The following is a 14,726-nucleotide window of genomic DNA, read 5'->3' as shown; positions in this document are numbered from 1 at the left end:
CGGCTCATAGATCGGCACGCCGCCCGCGTTGAGCATGGCGATCTTGCGTTCGTCTACATCGAGACAGAACACCGAATTGCCGAGTTCCGCCAGGCAGGCGCCGGTGACCAGGCCGACATAGCCGCTACCGATAATTGTGACTTTCATAGCAGAAGCTCCAGGACAGGGAGGGGCTCAACAAAAGACTGCGATCAGCCAAGCGCTTCGGAGCGGCGTGGGGCATAGGTTTCCCAGCGATTGCAGCCGGGGCACTGCCAGTAGAACAGCCGGGCGCGGAAGCCGCATTCGCGGCAGGTGTAGCGGGCGAGGTTGCGCGTGCGCACTTGCAGCAGGTCGCGGATGGCGACCACCTCTGACGTCTGGTCCTGCGCGACGGCTTCGCCGCCAGCCGTGGCCACGGCAGCGCCTTCGGCAGCAGCGGTTTCCATGGCCTGCATCTCGGCGGCCTGCGCCTCGAAGTAGCGGGTCAGCGCCAGCAGCGTGGGTTGGCGGCGCAGTTGCTCGCGCATCAGCGCGGCGGCCGCCTCCGGGCCGTTCACGTCCAGTTCGGTGCGATAGGCGGTATCGAGCAGTTCCGGCGCGAGGTTGCCCTTGAGCAGCCCGCGCAGCCAGTCGATGGCCTGGCCCTGTTCGCCGAGCGTGCCGTAGGCCTTGACCACGCGGTCGGCCACCAGCGGCAGGTAGGCCGCATCCTGCGTCTCAATGCCGAGCCAGTGGCCCAGCGCGGCGCGGGCGTCGCCGCTAGCCATCGCTACGTCGCCAAGCAGGATCGGCGCGCGCACGTTGGCCGGGTTCTCCTCGCTCGCGCGGCGCAGCCACGCCACGGCGTCCTCGGGCCGCTTCTTCTGGAGCGCGTCCTGCGCCAGTTCGCAGCAGAATTGGGCGATCTGGATGCTGTAGTCTTTCTGCTCAAGCGTCTGCAGCTCGCGCGCGGCGTCGATGGCCTTCTGCCATTCCTTCTCGACTTCGTACAGTTCCAACAGCACACGCTTGGCCGACGCCGCGTACGGGCCCGACATCAGCCGGCGCAGCGACTCCTCGGCGCGGTCGAGCAGCCCGGCGCGCAGGAAGTCCTGGCCCAGTTCATAGAGCGCGTGCTCGCGCTCGGGCTCGGGCAGGTCCGGACGCGTGGCCAGGTTCTGATGGACGCGGATCGCGCGTTCGGTCTCGCCACGGCGGCGGAACAGCGCGCCCAGCGCGAAGTGGAGTTCGGTGGTTTCGGGGTCGAGCCGGGCCACTTCGACGAAGGCGTCGATGGCCTGGTCCGGTTGCTCGTTGAGCAGGAAATTGAGGCCCTTGAAATACGAGCGCGGCAGCGCGCCCTGCTCGCTGATCAACTGGCGCAGGTCGAACCGCGCCGCCACCCAGCCAAGGCCAAAGACAAGCGGCAGTACCAGCAGCCACCAGGTTTCAAACATCATGGGTCAGACTTTCGGGCCGACTACGTTATAGGGAACGCCGGGCTTGGCCTCGGGCGGCACGGTGTCCGCCGGCATCGGCACGCGCGCCTGGGCCAGCGCGCGGCGCAGCCGCGTGGCCTCCATCCGCTGACGCATCAGCGCCGGCGCCACCGCGGCCAGCGCCGCGACGATACCCAGCCCGAACGCGGCCAGCAGGATCAGGATCAGCGGCGCATGCCACACGGCGCCAAGGAACAGCTGCAGGGACGCATCCTCGGTGTTGCGCAATGCCAGGACGAACAGCAGGGCGAACAGGACGATGCGGAAAATCCAGGCGATGAGTTTCATGCGGTGACGGCCATCGGGACTCAGGACAACGAAAGCATGGACGCGCGTAATGTGCGCCATGGCTCCCGGCGACGGGTTCCCGGCATTGTAGCGGAATCACTTCAGGCAAACGGTAACGTTTGGTCGCGCCGCGCACCGTGGCGCCCCAAACAAAAAAGCGCTCCCGAGGGAGCGCTTTCCAACAGACTTCCAGATTGTCACCGCGTTCGCGTCAGGACCGAACCAGGTTGAGCTGGCCATCCTCGTGCAGCGTGCCGGCCGGAGCCGATACCTGCGCGCCGGACATGGCCTGCGCGGCGTGATCGCCATGCGAGCCATTGCCGTGATGCACGGTCTGGCCGTTATGCGACGGCCCCGGGCTACGGTCCACGCGTTCGCGCAACTCCTTGCCCGCCTTGAAGTGCGGCACCCGTTTTTCGGGCACCAGCACACGTTCGCCGGACTTGGGGTTGCGGCCCACGCGCGGAGGCCGCCGATTCAAACCAAAGCTGCCGAAGCCGCGAATCTCGATGCGATGGCCATCGGCCAGGGCTTCGGACATCGCGTCGAGAATCGTTTTCACCGAGATGTCCGCATCCCGCAGCAACAACTGCGGGAAACGGGCAGCCAGTTTTTCGACGAGCTCGGACTTGGTCATGGGCGGTCTCGCGGGCGCGGGCGCTGACGATTACTGGTTGTCCTGGCCGAGCTTGGCCTTCAGCAGTGCGCCGAGGTTGGTCGTGCCAGCCGTGCCGGTGTCAGCCTGGAACTTTTGCATGGCTTCCTGCTGTTCCACGTTGTCCTTGGCCTTGATCGACAGGTTGATGTTGCGCGACTTGCGGTCCACGTTCACCACCAGGGCCGTGATCTGCTCGCCTTCCTTCAGCACGTTGCGGGCATCTTCCACGCGGTCCGCGGAGATTTCCGAGGCGCGCAGGTAGCCTTCCACGTCGTCAGCCAGCTGCACCACGGCGCCCTTGGCATCAACGGCCTTGATCACGCCGTTGACCAGCGAACCCTTGTCGTTGGCCGAGATGAAGTTGTTGAACGGGTCGCCCGACAGCTGCTTGATACCCAGCGAGATGCGTTCCTTGTCGACGTCGATGCCCAGAACCACGGCTTCCACTTCGTCGCCCTTCTTGTACTTGCGCACGGCCTCTTCGCCGGTTTCTTGCCAGGACAGGTCGGACAGGTGCACCAGGCCGTCGATGCCACCGGGCAGGCCGATGAACACGCCGAAGTCGGTGATCGACTTGATCTGGCCCGTCAGCTTGTCGCCCTTCTTGTGGTTGCGGCTGAAATCGTCCCACGGATTGGCCTTGCACTGCTTCATGCCCAGGCTGATACGACGCTTGTCTTCGTCGATATCCAGAACCATGACTTCCACTTCGTCGCCCAGCTGGACAACCTTCGACGGGGCCACGTTCTTGTTGGTCCAGTCCATTTCGGACACGTGGACCAGGCCTTCGATGCCGGCTTCGATCTCGACGAACGCGCCGTAGTCGGTCAGGTTGGTCACCTTGCCGAACAGGCGGGTGCCTTGCGGGTAGCGACGCGAGATGCCCACCCACGGATCTTCGCCCAGTTGCTTCACGCCCAGCGAGACGCGGTTCTTTTCCTGGTCGAACTTGAGGATCTTGGCGGTGATTTCCTGGCCAACCGACAGCACTTCGCTCGGATGACGCACGCGACGCCATGCCAGGTCGGTGATGTGCAGCAGGCCGTCGATGCCACCCAGGTCCACGAACGCGCCGTAGTCGGTGATGTTCTTGACGATACCGTTGACGATGGCGCCTTCCTTCAGCGTCTCCATCAGCTTCTGGCGCTCTTCGCCCAGCGTGGCTTCCACCACGGCACGGCGCGACAGCACAACGTTGTTACGCTTGCGGTCGAGCTTGATAACCTTGAATTCGAGGGTCTTGCCTTCGTACGGCGTGGTGTCCTTGATCGGACGCACGTCGACGAGCGAACCGGGCAGGAAGGCACGGATGCCATTGACCATCACGGTCAGGCCGCCCTTGACCTTGCCGGTCACGGTACCCGAGATGATTTCGCCGTCTTCCAGCGCCTTCTCGAGGTTCAGCCACGATGCCAGGCGCTTGGCCTTGTCGCGGGACAGAATCGTGTCGCCATAGCCGTTCTCGAGCGCATCGATGGCCACGGAGACATAGTCGCCGGCCTGCACTTCGAGTTCGCCCTGGTCGTTCAGGAACTCCTCCACCGGCACAAATGCCTCGGACTTGAGGCCGGCGTTGACGACCACGAAGTTGTGGTCGATGCGCACGACTTCAGCGGAGATCACTTCGCCAGCCTTCATATTGGAGCGGGCGACGGATTCCTCGAACAGTGCGGCAAAGGATTCGTTAGTTTGCAGGTCGGACATAAACGTGTGTGAGCAGTCCGCAGTACGCTGGCCGGCGCGACAATCGCGCTCAGTCTGCCATCGCAGCGGGGTTAGTTGATGAACGCCTTGCACCGGTCATCCGGGGCAAGGCTCCAGTTGGCGCCAGACCGGTTCAACGCCGTACGGCGGTGTACCACTCCAGCACCTGCGCCACGGCCTCATCCACCGACATGTCGGAGGTATCGAGCCGTTGCGCGTCTTCAGCGGGACGCAGCGGGGCGGCGGCACGGGAACGATCCCGCGCGTCGCGCGCCTCTAGGTCACGCAAAAGGTCTTCGATATTAGCAGAAATTCCCTTATCAATCAATTGTTTATAGCGCCTGCGGGCGCGTGCCTCGACACTTGCGGTCAGGAAGACCTTGAGGCGGGCCTCGGGAAAGATCACTGTGCCCATGTCGCGGCCGTCGGCCACGAGGCCGGGCAGCTTGCGGAAGCCGCGCTGGAGTGCCGTCAACGCATCACGCACGGGCTGGTGCACGGCGATGGCCGAGGCGCGGTTGCCGATGGCTTCGGCGCGGATGGCCTGGCTCACCTCCTCGCCGGACAGCCAGACCCGGTCCGGGCCGAACTTCACATCGAGGCGGGCCGCCATCTTTGCCAGGGTGGACACGTCCTGCAGGTCCACGTCCGCGCGGTCGCTCGCCAGCGCCACGAGCCGGTAGAGGGCGCCGCTGTCGAGCAGGTGAAAGCCAAGGGCGTCGGCCACCTTGTGCGCCACGGTGCCCTTGCCGGACGCCGTGGGGCCATCAATGGTGATGACGTCGATCATAGTCATTGGTTATTAGCGTGCTAAAAACTATTGATTTTGTAAATCAATTAAGAATCATTATCATTGGTTCCATGGCTCGCACGGGCGGCCTCCCCGCCACCCGTCCCCACAGAACAGCCCGGGCGAGCCATCCCGAATCCCGAGCCAAATCCAAGAATGCGAGGCAATCTATCATGGCCAAGACCCTGACTTTCGGCATCATGCACCTGGGCATCGCCTTCAGCGTGACCTATGCGCTGACTGGCAATCTGGCCATCAGCGGTGCCATCACCTTCATCGAGCCGGCCGTGAATACCGTGGCCCACTACTTCTTCGATAAATACTGGGAACGGCGCGAACGCAGTGCGTCCGGCGCCGCCAGCGCGCACGCCGGACACGGGGTGCACGCCACGGCCACTATTTGACCGGAGTGACCGCTTACCGCGCCACCCCGGCAAACACCGAGAAGTACTCCGGGAATGTCTTGGCCACGCAGCCGGGATCGTTGATCCGTACCGGCAGCGGGCCGAACGCCGCCAGCGAAAAGCACATCGCCATGCGGTGATCATCATAGGTGCCGATGCCGTCGGCTGGCGTGCGCCAGTCGGCCGCAGAGGGCGGCGGCGTCACACGCAGGTAGTCGGCGCCCTCTTCCACCATAGCGCCGAGCTTGCGCAGTTCGGTGGCCATCGCCGCAATCCGGTCCGTTTCCTTGACCCGCCAGCTGGCGATATTGGTCAGCGTGGTGGTGCCTTCCGCGAACAGGGCGGCCACGGCCAGCGTCATCGCGGCATCGGGAATGTGGTTGCAGTCGAGTTCGATGCCGTTCAGCCGGCCGTCGTCGCGCTCGGTGCCGCGCACCTCGACCCAGTTGTCGCCGGCCATGACGTTGGCGCCCATCCGGTTCAGCGCATCGGCGAAGCGCACGTCGCCCTGGATGCTGGACAGGCCCACGCCTTCCACGCGCACCGGACCGCCGCCGATCGCACCGGCTGCAAGAAAATACGATGCCGTGGAGGCGTCGCCTTCCACGTAGATTTCGCCCGGCGAGCGGTACTGCGCGCCGCCCGGGAGGATGAAGCGCTCCCAGCCCTGCCGCTCCACGTCGATGCCGAAGCGCGCGAGCAGGTTCAGCGTGATCTCGATATACGGCTTCGAAATCAGCTCGCCGACCACCTCGATCTCAATGCGGCCGGACGGCGCGCTGGCCATCGGCAGCGTCATCAGCAGCGCGGTCAGGAACTGGCTCGATACGTCGCCGCGCACACGGATCGGCGCGTCGATGCGGATCTGCGCCGGATTGATCTGGAGCGGCGGGTAGCCTTCCGTGCCGAGGTAATCGACGGACGCCCCCACCTGCCGCAGGCCATCGACCAGATCGCCGATGGGCCGTTCGTGCATGCGCGGCACGCCGGAGAGCCGGTACGTGCCGCCCTGCAGGGCCAGCGCTGCGGTCAGCGGACGGATCGCCGTGCCCGCGTTGCCCATGAACAGATCGGCCGATTTATTCGGAAAGTTGCTACCTGCGCCGGTGACGATGCAGTCGCCACCATCGCGCTGCCAGGTCACACCGAGCACCTTGAGGGCGTCGAGCATGACGCGGGTGTCGTCGGAATCCAGCAGGTCGCGCACGCGCGTCTGGCCGGTGGCAAGCGCCGCCAGCAGCAGCACGCGGTTGGAGATGCTTTTCGAGCCGGGCAGCCGCACCGTGCCGGAAGCACGCGTCAGGGGGCCGAGGGTCAGATGTTCCATGATGTGGGCAGCTTCCGCGCTTCAGGGTTCGACGTTGGTGACAGCCGCGCGCGCGGTGCCCCACTTCAGGCGGGCGCCGCTGGCCCGCGTGAACACGCGCTCCAGGCCCTCGCCATCGCCATCCTTGATCTGGGTCTTCAGGTGCGCGAGCACCTTCTCATAGGTGTCGATCTCGCGCAGCAACGCCTCCTTGTTGGCGATGCAGATGTCGCGCCACATCTCGGGCGAGGAGCCCGCGATGCGCGTGAAGTCGCGGAACCCACCGCCTGCGAAATCGAGTTTCAGCGCGGCATCCTCGGCATTGACCAATTGGGCGACCAGCGCGAAGGCCAGCAGGTGCGGCAGGTGGCTCACCGCCGCGAACACGGCGTCGTGCTGTACCGCGGACATCACATGACAATCGGCGCCGGTGCATTCCCACATCGCGCGCACGGCGGCCACGTCAGTCCGCGCGTTCTCCTGCAACGGGCACAGCACCACCTTCTTGCCGAGGTAGAGGTCGTTCAGCGCCGCCTCCACGCCGCTCAGCTCGCGGCCGGCAATCGGGTGGGCGGGGACGAACTGGGCAGCCTTGTCGCCGAGGGCGGTCTTGGCGGCCATTATCACGTCGGACTTGGTGCTGCCCGCGTCGGTCACGATCGTGCCCGGCTGCAGGTGCGGCTCCAGCGCGTGCAACAGCGCGAAGGTCTGGGCGACCGGCGCGCACAGCACGATCAGGCTGGCGCCACGCGCGGCGTCTTCGAGCGAGGCAATCTCGTCGATCACGCCCAGCGTCTTGGCCTTTTCGAGCGAGGCCGCCGAACGGCCCACGCCCACCACGGTGCCCACCACGCCTGCGCGCTTCAGCGACAGCGCCAGCGAGCCGCCAATCAGGCCCACGCCGACAATCACAACCCGGGAAAAATGCAGAGCGCTCACGGTATCAGGCCACCTGCGTGGCAGAAAACTTAAAATCGGACATCTTCATCACTGCAAGGCCTGCTCGAGCGCGGCGATAAACGCGGCGTTCTCCTCGGGCAGGCCGATCGTCACGCGCAGCCACTGCGGCAGGCCGTAGTTGGCCACCGGCCGCACGATCACACCCTGCTTCAGCAGCGCCAGATTCACCCGCGCGCCGGCACCATCGTCGGTACCCACACGGACCATGACGAAATTGCCGGAGGACTTCACGTGCTCTAGGCCAAGCCGGTCGAGCGCCGCCACCAGCTGGGCCTTGCCTTCGCGGTTCAGCGTGGCGCTGCGGCCAAGGAAATCGGCGTCGCCCAGCGCCGCCACGGCGGCAGCCTGGGCCAGGCTGTTCACGTTGAACGGCTGGCGCACGCGGTTCAGCAGGTCGGTCAGCGGCGGCTGGGCCACGCCGTAGCCCACGCGCAGCCCGGCCAGGCCATAGGCCTTCGAGAACGTGCGCGAAACCATCAGGTTCGGATACTTGCGCACCCACGCCACGGACTCGTACTGCTGGTCCGCATCGAGATATTCGTTATAGGCCTCGTCCAGCACGACCACCACATTGGATGGCACTTTCGCCAGAAACGCCTCGATCTCGACCGCCGGAATGAACGTGCCGGTCGGGTTGTTCGGATTGGCGATGAAGACCAGGCGCGTGTCGGGCGCAATCGCCGCAGCCATCGCGCCGAGGTCGTGGCCGTAGTCGCGCGCCTTCACCTCGATGGCGCGCGCGCCCACTTCCTGCGTGGCGAGCGCATAGACGGCAAACGAGTATTCGGCATAGACGATCGACTCGCCCGGCCGCACCAGCGCGTGGGCGGCCAGTTCCAGGATGTCGTTGCTGCCGTTGCCGAGGGTCAGCCATTCGGCCGGGACATCGTATTTCGCCGAAAGCTTCGCCTTCAGCTCGAAACCGTTGCTGTCCGGATAGCGACCCAGTTCGTCCATCGCCACCGCAATTGCGGACTTGGCGGAGGCCGGCATGCCGAGCGGGTTCTCGTTCGAGGCCAGCTTGACGATGCGCGCCTCATTCAGCCCGAACTCGCGCGCCACCTCGGCAATTGGCTTGCCGGCGATGTATGGCGAGATCTTTCTCACATAGGACGGCCCGAAATAGTGGGCGGCATTCTGCGCGTCGTCGGCGGCGCTACCTGGTTCTGCCATGTTCGCTCCTTGATGCTTACTTGCTGGACGGGTACGAGCCGAGCACCTTGAAGTACGCGGCATTGCGCTTCAGTTCCTCCAGGGCGCGCGCCACGGCGGCCTCGTGCTGGTGGCCTTCCACGTCCACATAGAAGTAGTACTCCCACGCGCCACTGCGCGCGGGACGCGATTCGAACCGGCACATCGACACGCCGTTCTCGGCCAGCGGCGCCAGCAACTGGTACACCGCACCGGCCTTGTTCGGCACCGACAGGATGAGAGACGTCTGATCGCTGCCCGAGGGCTCGGTCTCATAACGGCCAATCACGGCAAAGCGCGTGCGGTTATGCGGATCGTCCTGGATATGCGTGCGCACCAGATGCAGGTGGTAACGGTTGGCCGCCGACTCGCCGGCGATGGCCGCCGCGGTGGGGTCTTCGCTCGCCATGCGTGCAGCTTCGGCATTGCTCGAGACCGCCTGGCGCTCCAGGTGCGGATAGTTGGCCGTGAGCCAGTGCTGGCACTGCGCCAGCGCCTGGGCGTGCGCGCGAACCACGGTCACGCCCTTCATGTCCGGCGTGGAGGCCATCAGATTGTGATGGACCTTGAGCGCAATCTCACCGCTGATCTTTAGCGAGGTCTGCAGGAACAGGTCGAGCGTGCGCGACACCGCGCCTTCGGTCGAGTTCTCCACGGGCACCACGCCATATTCGACGGTGCCGGCTTCCACGGCGCGGAACACCTCGTCGATGCTCGGGCACGGCACGCCGCTCACTTCGTGGCCGAAATGCGCGTACAGCGCCTGCTCGGAGAACGTGCCGGCCGGGCCGAGGAACGCAATCTCAAGCGGCTTTTCCAGCCCACGGCAGGCAGACATCACCTCGCGCCAGATCGACGCCACGCTCTCGCCCAGCAGCGGGCCCGGGTTGGCGCCCTGCACCTTGCGGATGACCTGCAGTTCACGTTCGGGACGAAACACGGGCGCGCCGTACTTCTTCTTGACCTCGCCCACGTCGAGGGCGAGCTGGGCGCGGCGGTTCAGCAGCGCCAGCAGTTCGCGGTCCACCGCGTCGATCTGGCCGCGCAGCGGCGCGAGGTCGGCGGACAGCGCCTGCTCCTGGGCGCTGGGACCGGGGTTCCCTGTGGGCGGCGCGTCGTTGCTCGCGCGCTTGTCTTCGCTAGTCATGTCAAAGCCTGGTGGGCCGCGCCGGGGCGGCGGCCGGGAAGAATCGGTGCAAATCCGCCGTCAGGCGGCGGTACGCTCGAATTCGCGCATGAAATCGATCAGCGCGGTCACGCCTTCCAGAGGCATGGCGTTGTAGATGCTGGCGCGCATGCCGCCCACGGACTTGTGGCCCTTGAGCTGTACCAGGCCATTCGCGCGCGCCTGGGTCAGGAACGCTTCGTTGCGCGATTCGTCGCGCAGGAAGAACGGTACGTTCATGCGCGAGCGGCAGCTGGGGTCAATCTCGTTACGGTAAAAGTCGCTCTGGTCCAGGAAGCGGTACAGCGCCTGCGCCTTGGCGATATTGCGCTGCTCGATGCCGGGCACGCCGCCCTGGGCCTTGAGCCACTTGAACACGAGCCCGGCGATATAGATCGCATAGGTGGGCGGCGTGTTGTACATCGAATCATGCTCGGCCACCTGGCGCCAGTTGAACGCCGACGGGCACAGCGGATGCGCGAAGCCGATCAGGTCCTCGCGCACGATGACGATGGTCACGCCGGCCGGGCCGATGTTCTTCTGCGCCCCGCCGTACACCACCTGCACGCGCGACCAGTCGATCGGGCGCGACAGGATATGGCTGGACGCGTCGGCCACCACGATGCGGCCCTTGTCGTGCGTGCCGGTCTGGCCGATGTCGGGAATCTCCTGGAACTCCACGCCGACGATGGTCTCGTTCGTGCACAGGTGCACATAGGCCGCGTCGTCGGACAGCTTCCAGCCGGCGACATCCGGAATCTTCGTAAATTTACGATCCGCGCTCGAGGCCGCGATATTGACCTCGCCATAGCGGCGCGCTTCCTGCTCGGTCTTGACCGACCACGTGCCGGTCACGACGAAATCGGTCTTCGGATTGGCCGCATTGACGCGGCTGGCCAGGTTCAGCGGCACGATGCCATTCTGGCCAATCGCCCCGCCCTGCAGGAAAAGGATGCGGAAGTTCTTCGGCACATGGAGCAGTTCTCGCAGATCGGCGAGGGCTTCGTTGTGGATCCCCTCGAACTCGCGGCTGCGGTGGCTCATCTCCATGACCGACACGCCGGTGCCGCGCCAGGACAGCATTTCCTCGGCCGCCTGCTGCAGGACTTCGGTCGGCAGTGCGGCCGGACCGGGCGAGAAATTGAACACGCGCTCGGCCACATTGCGTTGCAGGCCAGCGAGGGCGGGATTCTGGGGATCGTTCATGGAGGAAGAAGGAAAAATGGCTGCCGGTTTGAACCAGGCAGCCATTATCCCTCAAACGCGCGCCGCTAGGGCAGCGGCTCGGCGGCCGGATCGGCCGTCGATTCCTTGCGGATCACTTACTTCGAAGCGGCGGCGATTTCCTTCTCGGCCGAGTCACGCATCGACTTGCCAACCTGCGGGCCGTACTTCTGCATCATCGAACCCCAGATTTCCTGGGTCGCCTTGCCCTGGTTGGCCATGAACTTCTGGCCGGTCGGCGACTTCAGGAACGTGGTCAGGTCCTTGATTTCCTGCGTGCTGTAATACTTGCCGAACGCGTCGTAGTGGGCCTTGATGGCGTCCTGGCGGAAACCGTCGGTGTTGAACGCCGTACCGGCGCCATCCACCATGCGCTGCACCGCGCCGTTCTTCTTCAGCTTGTCGACAGCGGCCTGCTTCTGCTTGTCGTTCAGCGTCTTGTTTTCCACGAGGACTTGCTCGAGGACCAGCGGCGCTTCCTGCTTGGCGCCGTTCTGCCAGTTGTCGGCCTGGCCCTTCACGGCCTGGTCGGCCTGCATGACGGAGAGCAGTTCCTTGATGGCGGCGGTCTTGTCGGCATCCTGCGCCTGAGCGTGGGCGGCCTGGGCCACCATCATCGTCGGGACAAAAGCAGCCAGAACAGCAATACGTCGATAGGTTTTGAGCATTATGACTCCCTGGAAAATATGTCCGATTTAGTCCGCACGGCCGTCTGGCGAGTTCCGGCCGGCGTCCTGTTGTTGCAACAAATTACGAATTCGCGTCCGCGTCGGTTGCGCCGTCGGCGCCTTCGGCCCCGGCGGTGCCAGCGGCACCTTCCACCACATCGGCGTCCGCATCCTCGGCACCCTCGATCCCGGCGCCATTATCGGCATCGGTCTCGACAATCCGTTGCAGGCCCGACAGCTTGGTGCCCTCGTCCACGTTGATCAGGGTCACGCCCTGCGTGGCGCGGCCCATCTCGCGGATCTCGGCCACACGGGTGCGGATCAGCACGCCGCCGGTCGTGATCAGCATGATCTCGTCCTCGGGAGATACCAGCGCGGCAGCCACCACGCGGCCATTGCGCTCGCTGGTCTGGATCGCAATCATGCCCTTGGTGCCGCGGCCATGTCGAGTGTATTCCGAGATCGGCGTGCGCTTGCCGTAGCCGTTCTCGGTGGCGGTCAGCACGCTGCCCACCGCCGCGACGGCGGTCTCGGAACCCGCACTGCCTTCGGTCGCTTCCGCCGATTCGGCAGAATCCGTCGATTCAGCCACCGCAGTTTCTGCCGGCGCCACCAGCATGGCGATGACCGCCTGGCTTTCCTCGAGGTTCATGCCGCGGACGCCGCGGGCCTGACGGCCCATCGGACGCACGTCGTTTTCGTCGAAGCGCACGGCCTTGCCGGCGTCCGAGAACAGCATCACGTCATGCTGGCCGTCGGTCACGGCGGCGCCGATCAGGAAATCGCCCTCGTCCAGGTCCACGGCGATGATGCCGGCCTTGCGCGGGTTCGAGAACTCGGTCAGCGCGGTCTTCTTGACCGTGCCGCGTGCGGTGGCCATGAAGATGAAGTGCTCGGCGTCGAACTGGCGCACCGGCAGGATCACATTGATCTTCTCGCCATCGGCCAGCGGGAACATGTTAACGATCGGACGGCCACGCGAGTTGCGCGACCCCTGCGGCACCTCGTACACCTTGAGCCAGTACAGCCGGCCGCGGTTCGAGAAGCACAGGATGTAATCGTGCGTGTTGGCCACGAACAGCGTGTCGATCCAGTCGTCTTCCTTGGTGGCCGTCGCCAGCTTGCCGCGCCCGCCACGTTTCTGCGCGCGGTATTCGGAAATCGGCTGGCTCTTCATATAGCCGCTGTGCGAGAGCGTGACCACCATGTCCTGCGGCGTGATCAGATCCTCGGTGTCGAGTTCGGTCGCGTTCAGTTCGATGGTGGAACGGCGCTCGTCGCCAAATTCGGCGCGGATGGCACCGAGTTCGTCGGTGATGATGGTCGTAATACGTTCCGGACGCGCCAGGATGTCCAGCAGGTCCGCGATCACCGCCATCACTTCACGGTATTCCTGGACGATCTTGTCCTGCTCCAGGCCCGTGAGGCGTTGCAGGCGCATTTGCAGGATTTCCTGCGCCTGGCCGTCGGAGAGGCGGTACAGGCCGTCCGGCTGCATGCCGAACAGGGCGGGCAGGCCATCCGGACGATACGAGGCACGGCCGCCGGCAGTGTCGCTTTCGGCACGCGCGAGCATGTCGCGCACGAGTGCCGAATCCCACGACTTGGCCATCAGCTCCTGCTTGGCGATCGGCGGCGTCGGCGCGGCCTTGATGATCGCGATGAACTCGTCGATGTTCGCCAGCGCCACGGCCAGGCCTTCCAGCACGTGACCGCGCTCCCGCGCCTTGCGCAGCTCGAACACGGTGCGGCGGGTGACCACCTCGCGCCGGTGCGACAGGAACGCGTCCAGCATCTGGCGCAGGTTCAGCAGGCGCGGCTGGCCGTCGACCAGCGCCACCATGTTCATGCCGAAGGTGTCCTGCAGCTGGGTGTTCTTATATAGGTTGTTCAGGACAACCTCGGGTACTTCGTTGCGCTTCAGCTCGACCACCACGCGCATGCCCGACTTGTCGGACTCGTCGCGGATGTCGGAAATGCCCTCGACCTTCTTCTCGGTCACCAGCTCGGCGATGCGCTCAAGAAGCGTCCGCTTGTTCACCTGGTACGGCAGTTCGTCGACGATGATCGCCTGGCGCTGGCCGCGGTCGATGTCCTCGAAGTGCGTCCGGGCGCGCATGATGATGCGGCCCCGGCCCGTGCGATAGCCTTCGCGCACGCCCTGGATGCCGTAGATAATGCCGGCCGTCGGAAAATCGGGCGCCGGCACCAGTTCGATCAGGTCATCCACCGTGGCGTCGGGATTGCGCAGCAGATGCAGGCAGGCGTCGACCACCTCATTGAGGTTATGCGGCGGAATATTGGTGGCCATGCCCACCGCAATACCCGACGAGCCATTGATCAGCAAATTCGGAATACGCGCCGGCAAAATACCCGGTTCTTTTTCCGAACCGTCGTAGTTCGGCTCGAAATCGACAGTTTCCTTGTCGATATCGTGGAGCATTTCATGCGCAATTTTCGACAGGCGGATTTCGGTATAACGCATGGCTGCCGCGTTATCCCCATCGACCGAGCCGAAGTTGCCCTGCCCGTCCACCAGCATGTAGCGCAGCGAGAAATGCTGCGCCATGCGGACGATCGTGTCATAAACGGCGGTGTCGCCGTGCGGGTGATACTTACCGATCACATCACCGACAATACGGGCCGATTTCTTATAGGCCCGGTTCCAGTCGTTATTCAGCTCATGCATCGCAAAGAGCACGCGCCGATGTACTGGTTTCAGGCCATCCCGGACGTCGGGAAGCGCACGCCCGACGATAACGCTCATCGCGTAATCCAGGTATGAGCGGCGCATTTCCTCTTCCAGGGAAACCGGAAGCGTTTCTTTGGCGAATTGATCCATTGCGGCTTGGTTTATGCGGCGGGTTTTAGCGAATGAGACCCTGGTCCCGGGGCGCCGGCGGGGGCG

General features: G+C 64.8%; 13 protein-coding genes and 1 pseudogene. 1 reads left to right on the top strand and 13 read right to left on the bottom strand.

What is annotated here, in order from left to right:
• The 6 genes and pseudogenes from AC1DP9_RS22550 to cmk form a co-directional block, all read right to left on the bottom strand.
• Positions 1–153 (bottom strand): annotated as a pseudogene (locus AC1DP9_RS22550) (UDP-glucose 6-dehydrogenase); the annotation flags it as partial.
• Between the two features lie 38 nt (positions 154–191).
• Positions 192–1,421, bottom strand: a complete 1,230-nt coding sequence (lapB, locus tag AC1DP9_RS22545; RefSeq protein ID WP_477108539.1) for a lipopolysaccharide assembly protein LapB — start codon at positions 1,419–1,421, stop codon at positions 192–194.
• Between the two features lie 3 nt (positions 1,422–1,424).
• Positions 1,425–1,748, bottom strand: a complete 324-nt coding sequence (locus AC1DP9_RS22540; protein WP_092298428.1) for a lipopolysaccharide assembly protein LapA domain-containing protein — start codon at positions 1,746–1,748, stop codon at positions 1,425–1,427.
• 211 nt (positions 1,749–1,959) lie between these two features.
• Complete coding sequence (locus AC1DP9_RS22535) at positions 1,960–2,385, bottom strand: integration host factor subunit beta (protein WP_092298425.1); 426 nt, start codon at positions 2,383–2,385, stop codon at positions 1,960–1,962.
• Between the two features lie 30 nt (positions 2,386–2,415).
• Complete coding sequence (gene rpsA, locus AC1DP9_RS22530; protein ID WP_255370926.1) at positions 2,416–4,203, bottom strand: 30S ribosomal protein S1; 1,788 nt, start codon at positions 4,201–4,203, stop codon at positions 2,416–2,418.
• A 40-nt stretch (positions 4,204–4,243) separates the two neighbouring features.
• Entirely contained in the window at positions 4,244–4,906 is a 663-nt protein-coding gene (gene cmk, locus AC1DP9_RS22525; RefSeq protein WP_092298419.1) for a (d)CMP kinase, read from the bottom strand.
• A 167-nt stretch (positions 4,907–5,073) separates the two neighbouring features.
• Here cmk and AC1DP9_RS22520 point away from each other — a divergent pair, with 167 nt between their 5' ends.
• Positions 5,074–5,304: a DUF2061 domain-containing protein gene (locus tag AC1DP9_RS22520; RefSeq protein WP_092298416.1), complete on the top strand. Its 231-nt coding sequence runs from the start codon at positions 5,074–5,076 to the stop codon at positions 5,302–5,304.
• A gap of 13 nt (positions 5,305–5,317) precedes the next feature.
• Here AC1DP9_RS22520 and aroA read toward each other — a convergent pair whose 3' ends face one another.
• The 7 genes from aroA to gyrA form a co-directional block, all read right to left on the bottom strand.
• Positions 5,318–6,631, bottom strand: coding sequence for a 3-phosphoshikimate 1-carboxyvinyltransferase (gene aroA, locus AC1DP9_RS22515; protein ID WP_477108538.1), 1,314 nt, complete (start codon positions 6,629–6,631; stop codon positions 5,318–5,320).
• Between the two features lie 21 nt (positions 6,632–6,652).
• On the bottom strand, positions 6,653–7,549 hold the full coding sequence (locus AC1DP9_RS22510) for a prephenate dehydrogenase (protein ID WP_477108537.1): 897 nt from the start codon (positions 7,547–7,549) through the stop codon (positions 6,653–6,655).
• A 48-nt stretch (positions 7,550–7,597) separates the two neighbouring features.
• Entirely contained in the window at positions 7,598–8,743 is a 1,146-nt protein-coding gene (gene hisC, locus AC1DP9_RS22505; RefSeq protein WP_477108536.1) for a histidinol-phosphate transaminase, read from the bottom strand.
• Between the two features lie 16 nt (positions 8,744–8,759).
• Positions 8,760–9,908 carry a prephenate dehydratase gene (pheA, locus tag AC1DP9_RS22500; protein WP_477108535.1) on the bottom strand — a complete coding sequence of 383 codons (1,149 nt, stop codon included), beginning with the start codon at positions 9,906–9,908 and terminating at the stop codon, positions 8,760–8,762.
• A 60-nt stretch (positions 9,909–9,968) separates the two neighbouring features.
• Positions 9,969–11,132 carry a 3-phosphoserine/phosphohydroxythreonine transaminase gene (gene serC, locus AC1DP9_RS22495; protein ID WP_477108534.1) on the bottom strand — a complete coding sequence of 388 codons (1,164 nt, stop codon included), beginning with the start codon at positions 11,130–11,132 and terminating at the stop codon, positions 9,969–9,971.
• A 116-nt stretch (positions 11,133–11,248) separates the two neighbouring features.
• On the bottom strand, positions 11,249–11,818 hold the full coding sequence (locus tag AC1DP9_RS22490) for a DUF2059 domain-containing protein (RefSeq protein WP_092298398.1): 570 nt from the start codon (positions 11,816–11,818) through the stop codon (positions 11,249–11,251).
• A gap of 82 nt (positions 11,819–11,900) precedes the next feature.
• Complete coding sequence (gene gyrA / locus AC1DP9_RS22485) at positions 11,901–14,660, bottom strand: DNA gyrase subunit A (RefSeq protein WP_441591889.1); 2,760 nt, start codon at positions 14,658–14,660, stop codon at positions 11,901–11,903.
• Positions 14,661–14,726: the final 66 nt, after the last annotated feature.

The sequence above is a fragment of the Cupriavidus sp. 01L43 genome (assembly GCF_056399925.1).
The sequence above is the reverse complement of the archived record's forward strand: the minus strand, read 5'-3'. Positions and strand labels throughout refer to the sequence as shown.

Bases quoted from the DNA above. Each gene is read 5' to 3' on its own strand.
- gyrA (WP_441591889.1), bottom strand. From the start codon at position 14,660: ATGGATCAATTCGCCAAAGAAACGCTTCCGGTTTCCCTGGAAGAGGAA.
- AC1DP9_RS22490 (WP_092298398.1), bottom strand. From the start codon at position 11,818: ATGCTCAAAACCTATCGACGTATTGCTGTTCTGGCTGCTTTTGTCCCG.
- pheA (WP_477108535.1), bottom strand. From the start codon at position 9,908: ATGACTAGCGAAGACAAGCGCGCGAGCAACGACGCGCCGCCCACAGGG.
- AC1DP9_RS22535 (WP_092298425.1), bottom strand. From the start codon at position 2,385: ATGACCAAGTCCGAGCTCGTCGAAAAACTGGCTGCCCGTTTCCCGCAG.
- AC1DP9_RS22540 (WP_092298428.1), bottom strand. From the start codon at position 1,748: ATGAAACTCATCGCCTGGATTTTCCGCATCGTCCTGTTCGCCCTGCTG.
- cmk (WP_092298419.1), bottom strand. From the start codon at position 4,906: ATGACTATGATCGACGTCATCACCATTGATGGCCCCACGGCGTCCGGC.
- hisC (WP_477108536.1), bottom strand. From the start codon at position 8,743: ATGGCAGAACCAGGTAGCGCCGCCGACGACGCGCAGAATGCCGCCCAC.
- aroA (WP_477108538.1), bottom strand. From the start codon at position 6,631: ATGGAACATCTGACCCTCGGCCCCCTGACGCGTGCTTCCGGCACGGTG.
- serC (WP_477108534.1), bottom strand. From the start codon at position 11,132: ATGAACGATCCCCAGAATCCCGCCCTCGCTGGCCTGCAACGCAATGTG.
- lapB (WP_477108539.1), bottom strand. From the start codon at position 1,421: ATGATGTTTGAAACCTGGTGGCTGCTGGTACTGCCGCTTGTCTTTGGC.
- AC1DP9_RS22520 (WP_092298416.1), top strand. From the start codon at position 5,074: ATGGCCAAGACCCTGACTTTCGGCATCATGCACCTGGGCATCGCCTTC.